We start from the raw sequence: 21,553 nt of genomic DNA, 5'->3' as shown, positions 1-21,553 counted from the left end.
CGTTTTTTAGCCTAACCTTGTATAATATAATAATTTAGCCTAAATGGCTTGTTTTTGCTTTCTGCGTTTTATTAAATGGGTTAGTTTAAAGTCTATTCTCACTTTATCTTCAAAAGGAAACTTTTGAATGGCTTAAAAAACAGGGGAGCTTACACTTATATTTACAAGTTCTCTTTGCCACACATGATTTATTAATAAGGTTGAGTTATTCAGTGTCAAAGTATTTGTTTACATATTCTAATGGAATTTTCTCTTGTTCAAGTCTCCAGTTGTTTGTTCTCAAAACCTCGTAAAGCTCTTGTTCTTCGTCAGTCAAGTTAAGTTTCATGGAAATGTTTGTCGGTCTTCCATTGTCGTTTTCAAAAAACTTATCAAAGGTTTGCTTGTCCATTAAAACACTTTTAGTCTGCGGAAAGTAAGTCCTGAATTGTGAAAGAATTTCAAAGCCTTGAACGTCTATATCGCCCCAATAAAGTAATTTAAGTTTGTCAAACCAACGTACATTTTTAAGATTGAAAACACTAAATCCACTACCAAAAATTGCAATGGTGTCATTCATTTTCGGAAGTGTCAAAGTGGTGTAAAGTGTTGTCTTGTTTTCTACAACCAATACTTTAAAGATTGGTAAATCCAATTTTTCAAATTGGCTAACTGGAATTGCAATATCATTAATTCCCGAAAAAAATCTGTTCGATATTGTTTTGTCAAGAACTTTAAATCGAATTTGAGGTTCTACGTATTTTAAATTAAACCTATTTTCAAATTCTTTTTCTTCACTTTTTACGTGTTCCAATATTAGAACATCTAGCAGTTCCTTGATAATGCTTTTATTTCTCTCGACAAATTTTGTGTGAACTTTTACCGGCAATTCTCTTATGTATAAATTTGGTTTTGGATTTTGTTTGAAGTATTGACACACTTGCAAAATATTTTTCCATTCATTTGCATTGTCAATGACCTTTTTGGGATTTTTAATTATCCATTCTCTGAGTTCAGGGAATTCCCGAAGGATTATCTCAAAATTTAACTTGAAGGAATCAACCTCATACTCTTTACCTAAGAATTTCAAAAAATCTTTTTCATTATCAAAGTAAATTGAAATTGGCAAATCTTGAGTTCCTAAATGCTTTGTCTTTATTTTTTGAAATTCCAATGTATAGCCAAAACCTTTTTTCTCCTTTGAATGGCTATGAATTTGTTGAATTTCTCTCTCAAATTCCGACAGCGAAGATTTGGTGTACGTCTTATCGCCACGAATAACCAATTTCTCAAAAGGTCGCTGTTCAACCAAAGATTGAAGAAATGAAATGTACTTTCTTTCTGTTTTGTCCTTTATTTCCTTTGGTGTAATCATTTAGTCAGATAATTTGCTTTTTCTTCTTTGAATTGTTCAATTGGCATATCATACAGCCACGAATGTCTTTCTTCTTTACGCTCAACAAAGTGAACAAATGAAATATCGTTTTCTACTATGTGAATATTATCGCTTGGTGTAACGACTAGTAATTGCAAATGAAGTTGTTTACAAAGTGTAATTAAGTACCTTGCTTTGTCTTCATCTTGAGCCTTGAATGCTTCGTCAATGGCAATGAAGCGAAAAGATTTAGATTCTAATCCTTGATTATATCGTGTTAAACCAAACTGATAAGCAATAGCAGAACCCAAAATAGTATAGGTAAGTTGAGCCTTTTCACCACCTGATAGTTGTCCCATTGCTTCATAAGTCTTAAACTTTTGATTTGTTTCTTTGTAAAACTCTTCCGCTTTGTAACTAAACCAAGAACGAACATCTATTACTTTTTTTCGCCATTCTTCTTTGTCTAATCTCTCAATAAATGGTTGAATGTAGTTATTAAAATGATGTTTCCTGCCTTCAATATTTTTTTCCATTTGGTAAACATTGGGAACGGCTTCTTCTAAAAGTTTTCTAAACTCTTTCACTTCATCATTAATCTTGTTAGGTGCGACAAGTTGAATGTAGGTTTGGGGTTTATTTTTGAAATCAATCTCTTTTAAAGATTCGTTCAAATGCTTTATGTTTTCCTTGATTGAGTCTGACCAGTTTTCAAAGAACATTCTAAAATCACCAACTTTATTGGTAATAGTTTCTTGTAAATAATCATTGAATTTCTTTTCAAACTTTGGAAGATTATCATTTTCTAACCTAGCTAAGAAATTCTGATATTCACTGATTAACTCTAAATGTGTTGAATCAGGTAGGGAATTAACATCAGAACGCCAATCCTTAAATTTGCTTAATATAGCTTCTGAAGGTTGTTTAAAATCGTTTATCTTTATGATTACTTCTCGTTCTTTCCTTTGCTTTTGTTCTTCAAGCTCTCTTGTTTGTCTTGAATTTTCCTTTTGGAATCTCTCACGACTTGTTTCAAAGGTTGCATATTCAATATTCAGCAAATCGGAATGTTGTTTTTCAAACATTGAAACATCAACAATTCCTAATGGCTCATAAATAGATTTGTTACTCCTGATTGATTGTTCAATCGTGACAACTTCATTTTTCTTGGTAAATATTTCTTGTCCCTTATTAAAAATTTGAACATCAGAAAGCTGTTTCAAAGCGTCTTGAACCTTTTTTAAATCTTCTTGAAGTTGCTTTACTCGATTGTTTGTTTTTTCTAGTTTATCTTTCTGTTCTGTTTTTTCTTGAATCTCGTTAGCATACGATTGCCAGTTTATTTCATCGTATTTGTCGAACTTTGAAAACAGGCTCTGACAATCATCTCTAAAAGTCCCTAAGTTTTTTATCTCGGTTATTTTACTTGCAATCGCTTTTTTATTTTCAGTTTGTTGAGTTTGAAGATTGATTAATTCTTTCTTTAATGAAGATAGTTTTTCTTTATTATCCCATCCCAATACAAAATTTTCTTTTCGAGTAATATGTGGTCGGTCATCTTTTTCGTGTTTACCCCTTTTGAATTTTATTAAACCATTTTGAGTTATTGCCATTTCATAGAATTGCTCAAATTCCGAAAGATTATCTACGCACACAAAATCAAATTGTGATCCTAAATAGTTCTCAATCCAATCATAATATTGCGTTTTAGGTTTAATTTCAATTTTGTTGATTAATGACTTTTCAATTAGAATCTTGTTTTTAAAATTTTTAAGATAGTCTTGGTCTTCATACTTGTCGTAACGAATTCTACCTTTCAAATTATTGCTGTTAACATATTGATTCACTAATGAATAGTACTTTGGTGGAACAATCAATCGTAAGGCAAAATTGTGAAGTACTTTCTCAATTGATAATTCCCACTTCATTTCATCATCCTTTACCTTAATCAATTCTCCAATGAAAGGGATTTCTTCTCGACTTGCTCCAATGTGTGCAATTATTTCATCTCGTATTTCAGCTTCACGCCCAGCAATATTATTTTTATTTTCTTGAAGCGTTTTTATTGTTTTTACTAAATCTTCGGTATCTTGTTTGAGTTTATCTTCTTCATTTTTTAAGGTTCGAAGATTTTCATTTTCTAACTCAATCTCTTGTTGCGTGGTTTGTTTTAATTGCTTCGCACTTTCTCTGTTTGTGATGAAAGCATCTTCACTTGGGTTAGTGCTAAAATTTAAGTTTTGGGCTATTTTATTGTATTCATCAAGTTTTCGACTTCTGTTATCTTTTAAGTTTTGAAGATTTCTAATATCCCTCTCTAAATCTTTGATTTTACTTCCGACTTCATCTTTTTCAATGGAAATCGAAATTGTCCGTTCTTCTTCTTTTAGTATTTCTTCCTTATTTCGTAATTCAATTAGCTCATCATTTAATCGTTGTAATACTTCATTGCATTTCCCCAATTCTTTTTCACCTAACTCAACACCTTTTTTGGCAAACCAATAAACTGCCGTTTCTTTTGACGTTTCTAATTGAAATAAATCCGCCTTAATATTGGTTAGTGCTAATGCAATTTCATTGATTGGAGTCAATTGTTTGATTTGCTCTTTAGCCTTTTCTATGTTGGTTTTAGCATCCATTAAAGTCAAGAAACTCTCTTTTAGTTGAATGAACTCAGCTTCTGCATCTTGTTCTTCCAACATATTAGTTCTTATGAAATCATCTAAGTCTTCCAACACCTTTACTCCAACAACTTGATTAAATAAAGTCAACGCTTTTGTGGAACGCATTCCAAATAAGTCCGCCAATCTTTCTGCATAAGCAGTAGGACCATCTATAAACTCAATTTTCTTTTTTGTAACATTTGAGTTATACTTTTTATCTAAAACCTTTTTCCAATTCCCTTTTGAATCGAATTGACCAAAATCAGATTCTACTTCAAGAGGAACGTGAGCAATTCCGAATTGCCGTCTTAATTCATTATTCGAAAACCAACGTACTTGAAAAAGTGTAATTTGTTTTTGGTCGGAATTGGAGAACGAAGCAAGAATTACGGAATATGTGTTTGTATCACGCAATTTTTGTGTAGAAGTAGAAGTTTTTCCTTCTTCTTGAATATTTCCGTAATGCCCCAACACATAGGTTTCTTCGGTACGGTCGCCTTTTTTCTCAACGCCCGAAGATTGATTGTAAAAACGGTCTTTCTTTGCAGGAACAATTAGAGTAAGCAATGCGTCAATGTATGTACTCTTTCCAGATGCGTTCGCACCAGTCAGAAGTGAATTATTTCCTTTCGGATTTATTCTAAAAACCTTTTCATTAAATGTTCCCCAGTTGTAAACTTCCATATATTGAAGTCTGAACCCCGCTTTGTCGGAACTTGTACTAAACAGACTCAACATAATCTTTTAACTTATTTTCAAAATCTTGTAAAATATCAATAGTGATTTTTTCTTTAATAATTCTATGTATTTGATACTTCGTTTCATTTTCCTTTTTGCTGATTTCTTTTAGGTAGCCTAAATCAACAGCTGCATTGATATATTTATCAAGTTCTTTAATGAATTTGACCTTGTTATATTTTCCTGGTAGAAATAATTCTAACTCGTCTTTTATTTCTGTATTTGTAATAAATTTTTCGGTTGCCAATTGTGTAGGATTGCTGTCAAAATCTTCTAGGCTTTGTCTTAGAACAACGAGCACAATAGACGTTTCAAAACCGATTTGTCGCCTTTGAACTAATCCGAGAGTGTTACCTTCACTATCTTCAAGTTGTTTTAAAAAAGCAAATCCTTCATCTTTTTTAACGATTAACTCTAATCCAATTTTACTAATGTAATCCTGGATTTCATTTTGATAATTTATTACATCATCCCATACATTGGAGTTTCGTTCTACGGTTGATTTCAACAACCTCACAATGGCTTTGCTATAAGGGGTAATATGTTTTTCTAAACTGCTCATTTGGTCAAAATAATTTCAGGAATTTTAATTTGCTTGCGGTTGGTAGCATCAAAAATGATACTTTGAGTCTTATCAGGATTGATAATGTGTTTGAATTCTTTCACAATGCCTATATAACCGAACAACTCAGGCAATCCTTTTTCAAGACCACCATAATTTTCTACAACATCTAAAAGTGTGGTCTGCGATTTTTCTCTAAGTATATCTTTTATCCTTTTTCTCAATAATTCTTTATCAATGTTAGATTGTGAAAAGAGCCTTCCTAATTGATTAGATGATGTAATGTCTTCGTTGGCAATTTTTGGTTTGTTAGTGTATGTAACTTCTTCGGATTGCTCTTTCGTGAGTTTGCGTTCAAATGAAATATTTATTTCCGTTGAAGTTTCTAGCTCAATTGAAATATCAGGTTTGTTCTTTGATTTACTGATTTCTACAAGTTGTTTCTTGATGTCTTGAATTATTTTTTTCGTGGCTTCTGATTTAGAACTTTCATTTTCACGAATTATACGACTTAGTTTTTCAGCCATTTTATCATTGGCTTTGTAAACTTTTTGTCCAGAACTGTGGAGATGCTTTTTCATTCCTATCAGGAATGTATCCCTTACTGGGATTGATTTTTGTTCCAAAGTTATGTATAAATCCTTAGTCAGACTTTCCCATTTTTGCTGTAAATCTGGATTTAATATGAATGACCAGAAAGCATAAAAGCTTTTTCCTTGTTGGCTTTCTTTCAATGATTCAAGTGCATCAAAAGTAAATTCCAGTATATCACTTTTGGATAAACTTCCGTCTGTGTGTTTTTGATAAATTCCCTTTGTAATTTCTTTAAAGTTATCTTCAACTTCCTTAAAGTCAGATAGTAATTCTTTAGCGGATTGGTTGAGTTGGTTGAAACGAGGTACAATTTCAAATTCTTCAAATACCTTAACGTCTTCGCCAATTTTTATTCGTTGAATTTGTTGTTCAATTTCTAACTTTTTCTCTTCTAACAACTGAACTCGTTTTTCAGCATCTTCATTGGTAAACTCTACCAACTCTTTCAATTGATTTAGTATGTTATTGAATTTAGATTCAGTACCAACAAACTCTTCCTTTTTCAAACTTGTCAACCAATCTATGGTTTTGATTGAATGTGAAGAAAGTTCATAAAAAACTTCACCTTGTTCATCAGGATAATTCGTCAAAAAGCCATTATTAGTCCAGTTTTGGATATATTTTTTGGCTTTTTCTTCATAAGTGTCCAAAATATTGATTTCACTATCTTCATCAATTTCAATTCTTTGTCCTTCTATAAAATCAGCTAATTGAGAATGAATATTTTCCGATGAAATTGAACTTTGTTTATTTACAAAAGTCCTGATGAGAAATTCAATAATCATTTCTCTGTTTCGTAAACGTAGCAAACTAACACTTGGAGAACTGTCTAAAGTATTTAGTATTTGAGAAATGTCTGCCATTATTAATATTTCTGTTTGTTAGGAATTACACCTCTGACGCCGCCTCTTGGTTCTTCTACATCTCCATCATATCTTGGGATCAAATGTATGTGAACGTGATTAACAGTTTGACCAGCTTTTTCACCAATATTAATTCCAACATTAAACCCATCTGGTTTGAACTTTGCTGCAACTACTTCCTTCAATTTATTCAACATAAAGATACAAGCTGCTTGTTCTTTGAAAGATAAATCAAAATAATTGGAACAATGCTTTTTTGGTATAATCAACACGTGACCATCATTTACAGGAAATTTATCATAGATGGCATAAGCGGTTGCGGACTCCACTATAAGTTCATGTTCAGAATTGGGATTACAAAATGGACAATCTGTGTTTTCAGTTCTTTTTATTTGGTTATAATGTTGATATTCATATATTTCGCAATTTTCATTTTTGAAAAATGTTTTTGAATTTAAAACAACATTACATTGATAAGTTTTCTTTTGATAAATTTTGTGTGTTCTATAACCTTCAAATTGCAAATCTCGCCTAACTGCTATATAAACCTTTCCAGTTGGTTTTAACAATTGCGAGAGCTCCATTAAAACTGTAGCTTGTTCTTCGGGTAACAAAACATTCAGCACATAAAAACAAATAATGGTGTTGAATTTTTTATTTGGATAATTTGGAAAATAAAACTTATCGTAGCCTTCTATATTTATCCCCTTTGCTTTTAGTAATTCAACATCTTTTCCAAAACCACAACCAAAATCCAAAACATCGTCAACCAATAAGTTTTTATTGAGCAAAAGTTTCGCTGGAAAGGAAAGTGTATCTCTTTTTTTTGCTGTTAAATGACTATGGAGGTTAGATTGTTGCATTATTTCATAAATTCAAAACCATTATTGGAAGCAATTGATACTAAAGGCTGTATTATTTCTTTAAACTTATCATGATTAATACTGTCTTCCTCAATTTGTAAAACGGTCAGATAATCTTCAAGTAATTTATTCTTAGGCGTTCTTCTTCTTACAATTTCATAAGCTTTTTTTTGCAACTCATAGAACGGTTCAAAGTACTTATCAAGAATAGGTAGTTTATTGCTTTTTGAGCTATTAAAAGATTTATTTGCTGGTATCAAGTTCCAAATTAAATCGTGAGATACGAATGAATAAGGAATGAAATGTTCAACCGCATAATTTCCCTTTATTAATTTTTCTCCTGTATAAATACAATTTACCGAACCTAATTCATCCAAAACAACATCCCAAAATTGAGTTCTTTGTTTATTTAATCCGTTTCTAGTTGCTGGTTTTATTAGTTTATTAGGAATATCAGGTACATTTGGATTCTTAGATTGTAAAAATAAAGCCAAATTCCAAAAGCAGAAATCCTTCAATACTCTTGCATTAGAAATCAAATAATTAACCCAATAGGGATTTATTTCAATATAATCTTGATATAATGCGTATAAACTTTTTGATTCAAATCTTTGAGAATCAGAATAAATTCTTTTTTCTCTAATTGAGTCTGTTTCATTTTCTTTTTTTGGGAACCAAGGACTTAAAAACCAGTGAGGAACATTTTTATTAAAATGCCAAAGTAGTCTTTCTGTTTCTGAATTTTTTGTTGTAAGAAGTTTTTGAAAAACTATTTCTCTTTTCTCGTCAATTGTAATGGATTCGAAACTATTTATTGAGCGAATAGCGTCTTGTATTAAATCTTGTTTACCAAACGATACATTAAAATAGTTTACAGTAAACCAAGAATTAGAAATCATTCTCGAAAACAATTCTCTTTTAGTAACTATTAAAGTTCCATTTTCAACTGCTTGTAGAATTGAAAGAAGCCAGTAAAATTTATAAGTAGCACTAGTTTTATTGAAACAAGCAGCTAATAAATTTACAGGTAATTCTTTTGATTCTGGTAAAATCATTTTAAAACTAATTTATATCATTATCCAGCGTAAGGGATAGAAGCGAAAATCCTTCTTATAATAAATAACATATTGCAAAAAATATTGTCTTCAATATACAGCTAAAAACATCATTACTTATCAACCTACTTTTTCTAACACGGTTGTATAAACTCTATAAAAATATCCAGCTCACAAACACTTTCTAATTAACTATCAAGACATTTATATCGAGTAAATAGATGTTTAAATTTTTCAAGCAAACGAATATAATAATATTATCTAAATTCTAATTTGTAGTTAAAAAAAATACCCCAAAACAATACGGCTACCAAATCATCTTTGGTAGCCGTTCACAATTTTAGCATAAGTTTTAAATTACACGGTAATTTCTAGTTCTGTGGTATTGCCAGCCCAATCTGTAGCGCTCCATAAAAGTTTGCAGCCAGTGGGGTTGGCAAAAGCAGTAGTGCATGTAAACTGCCAGTCTACCCCGCTTATTAGTAAAGTAGCATTACCTTCTTCTACCAAATCGCCGGTGCTATCATAAATAGCCAACTGCACTTCTTTTACCTCGTAGTTATCAATGGCTTTAATCACCAATTGGGTACCAACTCCCCCATCATAAACACCTCTAGGGTCGCTTAAACTTGGGGCTACAAAATAATCGGCAAAAGCTGCATTGTAAACCCTTTGCCCTTTTTTAGCCATAGTAGTATACTGCAAGCTTAATACAGGGTCTTGTAATACTTGTTTAGCAAACTTACTAGCTAAGGTAAACCTATCTTTAACCTCGGTTTGGTTGCTGGTAGGTGCAATAGTGGTTTTTGCAGGTATCTTGGTAACTACTGTTTTACCAAATTGCCTTTTAAAAACAAGCAAATCTCCAATTTTACCCGTTAAACCGTGGGTAATAACGTTGTTCTGACTTATAGCCATATTTAATAAATTTTACAGAAGCTCCATTGCTTCATATCCCAAAAGTAGAGGCTAATTTTAGGCTTCCAGAATTTTGGCATACTATGTCTAAACATGTACACTATTGACTAAAAACTGTCTCAATTGTATCAATTTGTCATCTTTTGTCCATTATTTTCCTACTTGTGTCATCATTTAAAAGCTCAATTAAGCTAGGTTCATCCTAGGGTGATAGTAGGGTGATCCTAGGGTGAACATAGCTTGAAGAAAATAACAGATTTAAGACCTTTTTTTATCAAAAAAGTTGACAAAAACTAAAAGCTTAATGATGAAGGATTTTTTTAGGCTTAGCCAGGATGAAATTAAGCCTTGTTTAGAATGATTTATCTAGCCGGGCAGCTAAGAATGAAGGAATAAGAGATAGCTATTTTTGAGTTTATGAAGCCTAAAGTTTTACGTTTTTATACCTTAAACTATCTTGCAAACTGTAATGGTAACGCTTACCTATTAAAATAGGAACAAACTTATCGGGATGCCTGCTGATGGTTCTGGTAGAGATATTTAATTTACTAGCCAACTCCTTTCGGGTAAGTAAATCATCTGGGCTTATAGGATTAGATTTATGCGGCCTAGCAGTAGCTGTACTTAAATTATCTTTTTCTAAAATACGCTGCATATCCTTTTCGTTTTGATAGTTACTTACCCAGTCTACCAAATCTGCCATGCTCTTAATACCAATAAGCTCATCTTTAATTAAAGCATTAATTTGCAGCTTTCTCCCCAACTCGTAATTAATGATGATGTACAGAAGCGCCAACTTTTCCCTGCTGTAATGACTGTAACCACCTTCAAACCCTTTAATAGCAATACCAGCAGCACTAAAGCTTAAATATTCATGAGCAGCATCTAAACCCTCTTCCTCTAAAAAAGGAATAATAGCTAAGAAATAATCCTCGGGCATTTGCATACCCGTTTTTAATTCTTTCTCGGTAGAAAAATGATAGGTTAAATAAATATTCTTTAAAATTAATCTTCCCCTAAAAACAAGTTCAGAGTTAGATTTAGGTATACCCACAACACCACGCTGGCTTATAGAAACGGAAGATATCGGCATTTTTCTCATAGCTATTTGTATCTGATTACATCAATCAATACAAATTTAAATAGCAGTTAAAGAGTTTCTATATGGAGTTTTAAACAGGCAAATTCTTAAACACGGCTAAAACAATAAAAAATAAAATATAACACTGATAAACAAACATTTACAAGTGTGGAAAACTAAAATTTTTCGTTTTTTTTGGAAAATTCAAAAGGAAAAATTAAAAAGTGAAAATTAAAAATTCAAAATTCAAAATAGATTGCTTCTTCGTTCCTCATCGCAATAACACAAAAATCTCTTAATCATTCAATCAAAAATCAATCCATCAAAAATCAATCAATAACATTCACACCCAGAACTAAAAACTCAAAACTGGCAACCGACAACTGATTCAAAATTCAAAAGGAAAAATTAAAAATAGATTGCTTCTTCGTTCCTCATCGCAACGACATGGAAAAATTCAAAAGGAAAAAGGAAAAATTAAAAAATCTAGGAAAGCTTAATCACTCATTCAATCCATCAAAAATCAATCAATAAAACCTAACCACCTAACCACCCAACAAACTAACCACCTAACAAACTAACCACCTAACCACCCAACAAACTAACCACCTAACAAACTAACCACCTAACCACCCAACAAACTAACCACCTAACCACCTAACAAACTACCCCCCCAACTCCCTCCTGCTAAATTTCTCAATGCCGTTTAATATTTTAACAGCTAACCAAAGCCATAAAATACCAGCACAAAAACCGGCAATTACATCGCTGGTATAATGTACCCTTAGATATATTCTGCTTAAACCTACCATAAAGATGATGAAAACTAAAAGACTGTTAATAAAGAACTTGGTTTGTTTGGTTAAGCTGCTGATGGAGATTAAATAGATGATTAAGCCATAAAAAGTTACAGCACTTAAGGCATGTCCGCTCGGGAAACTTAAGCCTAGCTCTTGGTAAAGCAAAGGCGATAGCGGTCTTGGTCGGTTAAAAAGGCTTTTCAAGCTTAACATTAAGGCTAAACTACTTAAAGATACCGCGGGTACTTTTAAGGCAAACCATCGCCGCTTTTTTAAAAACAAGAAATAGGCTATCAATAAAATATTTCCTGTGGTGATAACTACCGAGCTACCCAATTGCGTAAAAAACAGCATGATGGCCGTATAAGTTGGGTTTACATGCCCAGATAAAAGCTTAAAAACATATAAGTCAAACTCCAGGCGTTCATCAATAAACACCATTTTTGCAGTAAACAGAAAAACGATAAGTGCGGTAAACAATAATAAAAAAAGAACTGCCGTTTCTGAAAAAAGCAAAAGCAAGGTTTTAACCAGCTTTTGATAAGTGTTTTTAATCATTTTAATTGTAGCTATTATAGAGGACTACTGAGCAGCTTTGGCTATCAATTGCTGCGCCAAATCTTTTCCTAAATACCTATCAATAACACTATGTAAAACATATAAGATAGGCGTTAATAATAAAGCTACAATAAACTTATAGGTGTAATTTACCAAACCTATTGCAGCTACCATTTGCCAACTCCAGCTGTATTGTGGGTTCAGATAAAAAGCTATAAAAATAACTACAAAGCTATCTATCAGTTGCGAAACTAAGGTAGAACCCGTGGCTCTTAGCCATAAATTACGCTCGCCCGTTAGTTTCTTTATCTTATGAAAGACGCTAACATCTGCCACCTGCCCTATTAAAAATGCGGTGATAGAGCCTACAATAATCCACATACCTTGCCCAAAAATAGCCGAGAAGGCATTATTCATATTTAAAGCTTCTCCGTTAATATTTTGGATTAACCAAAAATCTGCAGGACTTAAAGACATGGCAAAACCTACCATTAAAAAAGCAAAAGCTATTAAAGCAGCACCTAAATAGGACAAGAATTTTACGCCTTTAACACCATAATATTCATTTATAATATCGGTCATGATAAATACAAAAGGCCAGTTTAGTACCCCTGCAGACATGTTAAAAGATAAACCCTCTACCCCAAAAAGATCTATATCAAACTTTTTAAAGCCTATAGATTCTTCAACAGAAAATATTTTTACCCCTATAAATTCGGCAAGTATGGCATTGGCAATAAAAAAACCGCCTAAAATGATGTATAATTTATTGGCTTTAGATTGATAGCTTATGGTATTGTCCATGGTTTAGTTTATATAATTCTTCTATAACAAAAAGATTAGGTTTCTGTTAGTTTAAAAATAATATTATTTTGGGATGTTCTAATTTAAAGCTCGTGATTAATATTATTTCAAAGTTACCTAACGTTACTACGACTATTTTTTCTGTAATGAGTGCTTTGGCTCAAGAATATGATGCCATTAATTTATCTCAAGGTTTTCCAGATTTTGATTGTGATGAAAAACTCAAAGAACTGGTTTTTAAAGAAATGAAAAAAGGCCATAACCAGTATGCTCCAATGCCTGGTTTATTAGCTTTAAGAGAAACTTTAAGCGCTAAAATAGAAAATTTACATCAGTCATATTACCATCCGGAAACAGAGATAACCATTACAGCGGGCGGTACGCAAGCCATTTCTACAGCCATCACTGCTATTCTAAGACCAAATGATGAAGTCATTATTTTTGAGCCTGCTTACGATGCTTATGCGCCCATGGTAAGACTTTTGGGCGGCCTAGTTAAGGCTTATGAAATGGCACCTCCAGAATATGAAATTGATTGGAGTACGGTAAAAAAACTAGTTTCTGCTAATACAAAAATGATTATCGTAAACTCACCTCATAACCCTACAGGCAGAACACTGAATGAGACCGATATTAAAGAACTCATCAATATCACCAGAAATACAGATATTATTATCGTGAGTGATGAAGTTTATGAACACTTAACCTACGATGGCAGAAAACATTTAAGCTTAGCAGCTTATCCCGAGCTGAAAGAAAGAACCTTTGTTACAGCCAGTTTCGGAAAACTTTTCCATACCACAGGATGGAAAATTGGTTATTGCTGCGCCCCAGAAGCTTTGATGAAAGAATTTAGAAAAGTACATCAATTCCAGATATTTTCTGTAAACACACCCATGCAATATGCCATAAATACGTATATGCAAAAACCCGATGTTTACTTAGGATTGGCTAGCTTTTATCAAGAAAAGAGAGATTTTTTTAGAAAATTATTGCAAGAAACTAAATTAACTTTATTACCTTGTGAAGGCTCTTATTTTCAAATGGTTAGCTACGAGAAGATATCTTTTGATAAAGATACCGATATGGCTATAAAACTGTTAAAAGAATATAAAGTAGCCAGTATACCTGCCTCTCCATTTTATTCTAAAACTACAGATTACAAAACCTTAAGGCTGTGTTTTGCGAAAAAGCAAGAAACTTTAGAAAAAGCCGTTAATAACCTAGTTAAAATTTAAAAGATGGAACAATTAAAAGTTACGCTCTTACAAGCCTATCTGTTTTGGGAAAATTCTGCCAAGAATCTCCAAAATATAAGTTTGAAGCTATCTGATATTAGAGAGCGTACAGATTTAATTGTGTTACCAGAAATGTTTAATACAGGTTTTACCATGAATGCTGTTGATAACGCAGAAAAAATGGATGGTAAAACCGTTAACTGGATGCGAGACACGGCTAGAAAATTCAATGCTGTGGTTACCGGAAGCCTTATCATAGAAGAAAATGGCAATTTCTATAACCGTATGGTTTGGATGCGTCCGGATGCAAGCTATGAAACCTATGATAAAAAGCACTTATTTGGCTTAGGAGAAGAAGATAAAACTTATACTGCAGGCAATAAACAAGTTGTTGTAGAGCTTAAAGGTTGGAAAATAAGATTAGCCATTTGTTATGATTTACGTTTCCCGGTATGGCTAAGAAACCATCAACAACAGTATGATTTACTTTTGGTAGTAGCCAATTGGCCCGAGAAAAGAGCACATCACTGGCGTATGCTTATCCCTGCCAGAGCAGTTGAAAATCAATCATTTATCATCGCTTTAAATCGTGTAGGTTATGATGGTAAACAAATATATTATAGCGGAGACACCACTTGTTTAAGCCCGGCTGGTGATGTTATCTATTATAAAAGAGACGAAGAAGACCTTTATACCTTTACCATTAATAAAGCCGAAGTAGAAAGGGTAAGAACAGAGATGCCTTTCTTAAAAGATGCTGATGATTTTAACTTGATTTAACATTTAAAATTTAGCAAACTGAAATTTTAGCCATAATTTAGCGTTTTAGTTCGCTGGCTAATTATTTTTGTAGCTATTTATAAATCAAAGCATCTTTTTTTCATCTTTATATATGTTTAAAGAAATACCCAATAAGCCCCTCAGATACTTCAGTATTGTTATTTACTTATTTATTATTTTCATTTGTGCGGTAGAACTTAATTTTTTGTGGCTTTTTGGTTACTCGCCAGTAAAAAAAGACATTAAATTTCCATCGCTAAGCCTTTCATCAGAAGTTTATTATTCAGACGGTAAACTCATTGGTAAATACTATAAAGAAAACCGTACGCCAGTTAATTTCAATCAGATTGATAGTACCATTGTAAATGCCTTAATTGCTACCGAAGATGCCAGGTTTTACAAACACTCTGGGGTTGATTTCCTTTCTATAGGTTCAGGAATTATCTCTACCGTTACCGGAGATAAACGTGGTGGAAGTACAATCACACAGCAATTAGCAAAAAACTTATATCGAACCAGAAATAATAAATCACAAGGTTTAATTAAACATATACCAGTAGTAAGAACCTTAGTTTCTAAATTTAAAGAATGGCTAACTGCCTATAAATTAGAAGCCAATTATTCTAAGGAAGATATCATCACGATGTACCTTAATACCGTACCTTTTGGTAATAATTCTTATGGTATCAACACCGCAGCAAAGCATTATTTTAACAAAGCTGTAGATAAGGTTAAGTTAGAAGAATCAGCCCTATTGGTAGGGATGCTTAAAGCAACATCAACCTACAACCCTATTAAAAACCCAGAAAAAGCATTAGACAGAAGAAACATTGTTTTGGCACAAATGCTTAAGTACGAGTATATAGACGATGCTACCTATCAAAAAACAGTAAAAAAACCTTTAAAACTTAATTTAGGTAAAGATACTGGAAAAAACGATGGCGACTCTTACTTAAGAACAGCGGTTGCTAAATGGCTACAAGAATGGTGTGATGAAAACGGCTATGATTTATATGAAGATGGCCTAAAAATCTATACCACTATTGATTCTAGGCTGCAAAAATATGCCGAAGAAGCGGTACAAGACCACATGAAAATCTTGCAAAGAAGATTTAATAACGTTTGGGGAGATGAAGAGCCATGGCGAGATTCTGAAGGTAATGTTATCCCTAATTTTATAGAAAATAATTTAGAAAAACTGCCTTGGTATGCCGATTTTAAAAAGCGCCTTAAAAACAATAGAGATTCTATTGATTATTACTTAAACAAACCTAAGAAAATGACCGTATTTACTTGGGATGGCGATAAAGAAGTGGAGTTTTCTACCATAGACTCTTTAACCTATTATGCCAAAATGTTAAATACAGGTATGATGACTTTAGACCCATTCTCTGGTAAAATAAAAGTGTGGGTTGGTGGCGATAATTATAACTACTTCAAATACGACCATGTAAAGCAATCTAAGCGTCAGGCGGGCTCTACCTTTAAGCCTTTTGCTTATCTAGCGGCTTTAGAAAGTGGTTTAAACCCTTGCGATAAGTTTACCGATAAACCTGTTAAAATAGAATATAAGCTAGGTTCTAAAACAGAAGTTTGGGAACCCAAAAATGCCGATTGGAACTTCTCTTACCGCGAAATGTCTTTACGCTGGGCCATGGGAAAATCTGTAAACTCTATCACCGCACAAATTACAGAACAAGTAGGTTGGGATAAAGTAGTAGAATTAGCGCATGAATGCGGTATCGAAAGTAAACTACAATCCGTACCTTCTGTAAGCTTAGGTTCTAATGATGTTAGTGTTTATGAAATGGTTAGGGCTTATGGTACTTTCTTAAATAAAGGTAAAAGAGTAGACCCTATTTTGGTAGAAAGAATTACAGATTTGGATGGTAACCTTATAGAAGAATTTAAAGCTAAGCATACACAGGTGCTAAGCGAAGAAATAGCATGGTTAATGTTATACATGTTTAGAGGCGGTATGGAAGAACCTGGAGGTACTTCTCAAGCTTTATGGGAATGGGATTTATGGAAGAAAAACAACCAAATTGGTGGTAAAACAGGTACATCATCAGATTATGTTGATGGTTGGTACATGGGTATCACCAAAGATTTAGTAACAGGTGTTTGGGTTGGTGCTGATGACAGAAGTATACACTTTAAAGACGCACAAACAGGCGAAGGCTCCAGAACGGCCTTGCCTATTTTTGGTAAATTTATGGAAAAAGTATACCGAGACCCTAAAACAGGCATTACGCCAGGGCCTTTCCCTAAACCAGATGTAGAAATTACTCGTACTTATATATGCCCTAGTCCGAGAATTGTAGTAGATACCAATAGCACAGATAGCTTAGCGGTAGATTCTTTGATGTTAATGGAAATTGAAAATCCTGATGCACAGCAGAACCAGGAAGTAAATCCTGAAACAGAAATAAAAACCGAAAATAAAAACCAGAATAAAGCTCCTGATGTTAAACAAGGTGTTACTACTCAAAAGCAAGAAGCAGAAGCACCTTTAAGTAAAAAGGAAGAAAGAAAATTGCAGAGAGAAAAAAGAAAAGAAGAACAAGAGTAAATCATCCATACAAATGATTAAGATTTATAGCTCAAAACCATGGTAAAGAATTTAAAATTTAATAAAGCTAAAACTTACACTACCTTATTTTTTAGCTTCCTATTCTTATTATTTGCTGGAAATACACAGGCACAGTATTTCGGGCAAAACAAAGTAAGATATAAAAATCTTAAGTTTAAGGTTTATGAGACACCACATTTTCACCTCTACTATTACACAGAAAATGATAGCTTAATCAAGAATTTTGCAAAAGAAAGTGAAGCTTGGTATGCTTTACATCAACAAATTTTTAGAGATACTTTTAAACGCCCCAACCCTATTATCCTTTATGGAAACTCGCCAGAATTTCAACAAACAACTATCATCAATTCTGAAATTGGTGTAGGAACAGGTGGTGTTACCGAAGGTTTAAAAAACAGGGTTTTTATGCCTATTCAAGAAAGTAATTTCCAAACCAGACACGTCCTTGGCCACGAGTTGGTTCATGCTTTCCAGTATCACTCTTTAATAGAAGGAGATTCTACGCAACTAGAAAATATCGGAAATTTACCCTTATGGATGGTTGAAGGAATGGCAGAATACCTTTCTTTAGGTAAAGTAGATGCTAATACAGCCATGTGGATGCGTGATGCTGTGCTGAATAAAGATATTCCAACGCTAAGAGATTTAACCACCAACAGCAAGTATTTTCCTTATCGTTACGGACAAGCTTTCTGGGCTTTTATAGGTTCTACCTATGGTGATACCATTATTATGCCTTTCTTTAAATCTACTGCAAAGTTTGGTTATGAGATGGCTATCAGAAGAACTTTTGGTTACGATGAAAAAACACTCTCTAGCCTTTGGAAAAGCTCTTTAGAGAATGCTTATACTCCCTATTTAAAAGACACAACACAAAAACCTATTGGCAACAAACTGATAGATAATGAAAACGGTGGAGAAATGAACTTAGCCCCTGCTATCAGCCCAGATGGTAAATACGTTGTTTTTCTTTCAGAAAGAGAGCTTTTTTCAATTGATTTATTTCTTGCTGATGCAAAAACCGGAAAAATCATCCGGAAATTAACATCCAAAATAAAAAACAGTCATATAGATGAGTTTAACTATATAGAATCTGCCGGTTCATGGTCTCCAGACAGCAAACAATTTGCTTTAAGTGCGTTTTCTGAAGGCAGAAACAAGCTTATCATCATAGATATTGATAACGGAAAAACAGTTCTACAAAAATCAATGGGTAAGGTAGAACAGTTTGGCAATTTAAATTGGTCTCCAACAGGTAAAGAAATAGCTTTTTCTGGTCTTAAAGATGGACAAAGCGATATTTTCTCTTACAACCTAGAAACTAAAGAGTTAACACAGCTTACTAATGATAAGTTTACAGATTATCAGCCTAGCTACTCATCAGATGGTAAAAAAATTGTTTTCTCTACAGATAGATTAAATTTAGGAAAAGATTTAAGCGCTTTCATCAGCATGAGCTTAGCCGTATTGGATGTTGCCACTAAGAAAATTACCAATATCGATGTTTTTCCAAAAGCTAATAATTTAAATCCTGTTTTTGATGCTAATGATAGAAATATCTATTTCTTATCTAACAGAGATGGCTTTAGGAACATGTATCGTTACAATATCTCCAAGCAAACTGTAGAGCAATTAACAGATTATTTCACGGGTATAAGTGGTATTACAGAAAGTTCGCCAGCTTTAAGCATCTCAAAAAATAACGAAATAGTTTACTCCTATTATCGTTCTCAACGTTATACGCTTTACAATGCACATGTTAATGAATTTAAAGGCACTTTAGTAAACAGCAACGCCGTAGATTTTACAGCAGCTACTTTGCCTCCACCAAGTTCTGTTGGTGTAAATATCATCAATAAAAACTTAGATAATTTCCTTGCATATGATGATACACCTGTAGACTCTGTTAAAGCTATTCCTTTTAAATCTCAATTTCAACTAGATTATATTGCTAGTAATGGTGTTGGTGTGGCTACCAGCAGATTTGGAACTGGTATGCAATCTGGAGTACAGGCTATTTTTAGCGATATTTTAAGCAGAAACCAAATCTTTGCTGCTGCAGCTGTAAATGGTGAAATTTATGATTTTGGTGCACAGTTTGCCTATATCAACCAAGAAAGTAGATGGAACTGGGGGGCTTCTGTATCTCATTTACCTTTTCAATCGGGCTTATTTGGTATAAAAGCTACCGATTTACCTCTTGAAAATGGAGGAACTACGCCAACTGTTGAGGAATATATAGACATTATCAGAACATTTGAAGAATCTGTACAAGGCTTTACCTCTTATCCATTCTCTAAAACAACCCGTTTTGAGTTGGGTGCAGGTGCCTCATATTACTCGTATCGCGTTGATAGATATAGTACTTATTACGATCCTAATACAGGCTTCCCTCTTTTTCAAGATAGAAGAAAAGTATCAAGAGAAGAATTTTTACAAGACCAAGGTTTCAATCTAAGATCTTTCACAGTTTTCCAGCTAAATACAGCTTTAGTAGGTGATAATTCTTACTCGGGTGTAGCAGCTCCTTTAGGCGGTTATAGGTACAGAATAGGAATAGAACAAAACTTTGGTACTTTCCAATATACCGCTCCAATTGCTGATTTAAGAAAATATGTGAGGGTAAAACCAGTAACTTTTGCAGGTAGGATTTATGGTTACGGTCGTATAGGAAACGTAAACAACCAATTGTTCCCTTTATTTATAGGGATGCCTTTCTTGATAAGAGGTTATGAAGCTAATAGCTTTTACAATGGTAGAAACTTAACCGGAGAACAAAACGGCTTTAACATTAACCAATTAATTGGTAACAGAATGTTAATCTCTAACTTTGAGGTGAGGTTACCTTTCACCGGGCCAGAGAAATTAGCTGCTTTCCCATCTAAATTCTTATTCTCTGATTTAAACTTATTTTTTGATGCCGGCGTTTCTTGGAATGAAGGTGATAGGATTGCATGGGACAGAAAAGCTCCACGTAGAATAGGAACAGATGCAACAACAAATACACCTATTTACGAAGATAATGTAAGAGTACCAGCTTTAAGTGCAGGTATATCTGCCAGGGTTAACGTATTTGGATATTTTGTATTAGAACCATATCTGGCAATTCCGTTTAACCGTGTGGATATTCAGAAACCTGTATTTGGTTTAGCTTTTGCACCAGGATGGTAATATAAAACTGATATAGCCTTATAAACGTATATAATAGTATGAAAAAGTTTATATCAACCGTATTTAGTTTAGCAGTGTTCAGTTTAGCTGCTTGCGGACAAAATAATCATACATCTTCTAAAAAAGATGAGCAAAAAGCTTTGGTATTCCCTGTTCAAAAAGCAGAAAGCGAGTGGAAGAAAATATTATCTCCTGTTGCTTATGAAATTATGGTGAACAAAGGGACAGAGCCTCCTTTTAAGAATGAGTTTTACAATAACCATGAAAAAGGGATTTACGTAAGTGCCGCAACAGGCGAACCACTTTTTAGTTCTGAAGACAAGTTTGACTCTGGTACCGGATGGCCAAGTTTCACCAAACCCATTAATGATAAAGCTGTTATTTGGGTAAAAGACAACAGCCATGGCATGGTTAGGGATGAAGTTGTAGAAGCTAAAACAGGTTTACACCTAGGCCATGTTTTTGATGATGGCCCCGCTCCTACAGGTTTAAGATACTGCATCAATTCGGCAGCGCTTAAATTTATCAAACAATAATTAAGACATAAAGCTAAAAACAGGTTTCACTTGGAAGCCTGTTTTTAACATCTTCTCATAGTCTAATCCGGTAGTTAAATCAATCCAATCCGGATTAACGTTTCTTATCATCTTCTCTTTTTGTAACCTGGTAAATTTGTTAATCATTTTAAAACGCTCTGCTGCCATAGCTTCAGAACTTAACTCTTCAAAATAAACTAAGCGAGTTAACTGTTGCCCGGCATCAAAAAATAGGTTCGGCATTTTACGGTAGAAGTTCATGGTTTTTATTAAATCAGCACTTAAACCAACATGTAAATTATTTCTATTTCTGTCTGTAACTATAAAAACGATATTCTTCATTTGATCTGCATTTAAATTCTTTAACATTATTATTTGGCTA

At 33.3% G+C, this 21,553-nt stretch carries 16 protein-coding genes; 5 read left to right on the top strand and 11 right to left on the bottom strand.

What is annotated here, in order from left to right:
- Positions 1–205: 205 nt before the first annotated feature.
- From GJJ64_RS03905 to GJJ64_RS03860, 10 genes are all read right to left on the bottom strand, one after another.
- Positions 206–1,354: a Wadjet anti-phage system protein JetD domain-containing protein gene (locus GJJ64_RS03905; protein ID WP_154286435.1), complete on the bottom strand. Its 1,149-nt coding sequence runs from the start codon at positions 1,352–1,354 to the stop codon at positions 206–208.
- Positions 1,351–4,701: an ATP-binding protein gene (locus tag GJJ64_RS03900; RefSeq protein WP_229655453.1), complete on the bottom strand. Its 3,351-nt coding sequence runs from the start codon at positions 4,699–4,701 to the stop codon at positions 1,351–1,353. The genes GJJ64_RS03905 and GJJ64_RS03900 overlap by 4 nt, the downstream gene beginning before the upstream one ends.
- Positions 4,702–4,738: 37 nt before the next feature.
- Positions 4,739–5,317: a DUF4194 domain-containing protein gene (locus GJJ64_RS03895; protein ID WP_154286433.1), complete on the bottom strand. Its 579-nt coding sequence runs from the start codon at positions 5,315–5,317 to the stop codon at positions 4,739–4,741.
- Entirely contained in the window at positions 5,314–6,774 is a 1,461-nt protein-coding gene (locus tag GJJ64_RS03890; RefSeq protein ID WP_154286432.1) for a DUF3375 domain-containing protein, read from the bottom strand. The genes GJJ64_RS03895 and GJJ64_RS03890 overlap by 4 nt, the downstream gene beginning before the upstream one ends.
- A 2-nt stretch (positions 6,775–6,776) precedes the next feature.
- Positions 6,777–7,637 (bottom strand): bifunctional class I SAM-dependent methyltransferase/HIT family protein, encoded by an 861-nt coding sequence (locus tag GJJ64_RS03885; protein WP_154286431.1) that lies wholly within the window; start codon positions 7,635–7,637, stop codon positions 6,777–6,779.
- Positions 7,637–8,692, bottom strand: coding sequence for an HNH endonuclease domain-containing protein (locus GJJ64_RS03880; RefSeq protein WP_154286430.1), 1,056 nt, complete (start codon positions 8,690–8,692; stop codon positions 7,637–7,639). The genes GJJ64_RS03885 and GJJ64_RS03880 overlap by 1 nt, the downstream gene beginning before the upstream one ends.
- Before the next feature lie 357 nt (positions 8,693–9,049).
- Positions 9,050–9,610, bottom strand: a complete 561-nt coding sequence (locus GJJ64_RS03875; protein ID WP_154286429.1) for a hypothetical protein — start codon at positions 9,608–9,610, stop codon at positions 9,050–9,052.
- Between the two features lie 424 nt (positions 9,611–10,034).
- On the bottom strand, positions 10,035–10,703 hold the full coding sequence (locus tag GJJ64_RS03870) for a hypothetical protein (RefSeq protein WP_154286428.1): 669 nt from the start codon (positions 10,701–10,703) through the stop codon (positions 10,035–10,037).
- A 653-nt stretch (positions 10,704–11,356) separates the two neighbouring features.
- On the bottom strand, positions 11,357–12,049 hold the full coding sequence (locus GJJ64_RS03865) for a phosphatase PAP2 family protein (RefSeq protein ID WP_154286427.1): 693 nt from the start codon (positions 12,047–12,049) through the stop codon (positions 11,357–11,359).
- A 24-nt stretch (positions 12,050–12,073) separates the two neighbouring features.
- A complete protein-coding gene (locus GJJ64_RS03860; protein ID WP_154286426.1) occupies positions 12,074–12,853 on the bottom strand; it encodes a queuosine precursor transporter in 780 nt (259 codons plus the stop codon).
- Positions 12,854–12,945: 92 nt separating this feature from the next.
- On the opposite strand from GJJ64_RS03860, the gene GJJ64_RS03855 reads away from it, so the two are divergent.
- The 5 genes from GJJ64_RS03855 to msrB all read left to right on the top strand — a co-directional run bounded on the left by GJJ64_RS03855 (position 12,946) and on the right by msrB (position 21,171).
- On the top strand, positions 12,946–14,091 hold the full coding sequence (locus GJJ64_RS03855; RefSeq protein WP_317162898.1) for a methionine aminotransferase: 1,146 nt from the start codon (positions 12,946–12,948) through the stop codon (positions 14,089–14,091).
- A 3-nt stretch (positions 14,092–14,094) separates the two neighbouring features.
- Positions 14,095–14,871 (top strand): nitrilase family protein, encoded by a 777-nt coding sequence (locus tag GJJ64_RS03850; RefSeq protein ID WP_154286424.1) that lies wholly within the window; start codon positions 14,095–14,097, stop codon positions 14,869–14,871.
- A 112-nt stretch (positions 14,872–14,983) separates the two neighbouring features.
- On the top strand, positions 14,984–17,443 hold the full coding sequence (locus tag GJJ64_RS03845; protein WP_154286423.1) for a transglycosylase domain-containing protein: 2,460 nt from the start codon (positions 14,984–14,986) through the stop codon (positions 17,441–17,443).
- Between the two features lie 39 nt (positions 17,444–17,482).
- Entirely contained in the window at positions 17,483–20,635 is a 3,153-nt protein-coding gene (locus tag GJJ64_RS03840) for a peptidase MA family metallohydrolase (protein ID WP_154286422.1), read from the top strand.
- Positions 20,636–20,673: 38 nt separating this feature from the next.
- Positions 20,674–21,171: a peptide-methionine (R)-S-oxide reductase MsrB gene (gene msrB, locus GJJ64_RS03835; RefSeq protein ID WP_154286421.1), complete on the top strand. Its 498-nt coding sequence runs from the start codon at positions 20,674–20,676 to the stop codon at positions 21,169–21,171.
- On the opposite strand, the gene GJJ64_RS03830 is transcribed toward msrB, so the two are convergent.
- The gene (locus tag GJJ64_RS03830) at positions 21,172–21,540 is read right to left on the bottom strand and encodes a GIY-YIG nuclease family protein (protein WP_317162897.1); all 369 of its coding nucleotides are present in this window, start codon (positions 21,538–21,540) and stop codon (positions 21,172–21,174) included.
- Between the last annotated feature and the right edge of the window lie 13 nt (positions 21,541–21,553).

The organism is Pedobacter puniceum (genome assembly GCF_009674685.1).
In the GTDB taxonomy this organism is placed as follows: Bacteria; Bacteroidota; Bacteroidia; order Sphingobacteriales; family Sphingobacteriaceae; genus Pseudopedobacter; species Pseudopedobacter puniceum.
Note: the sequence above shows the minus strand (reverse complement) of the source record. Positions and strands in the feature narration are given on the sequence as shown.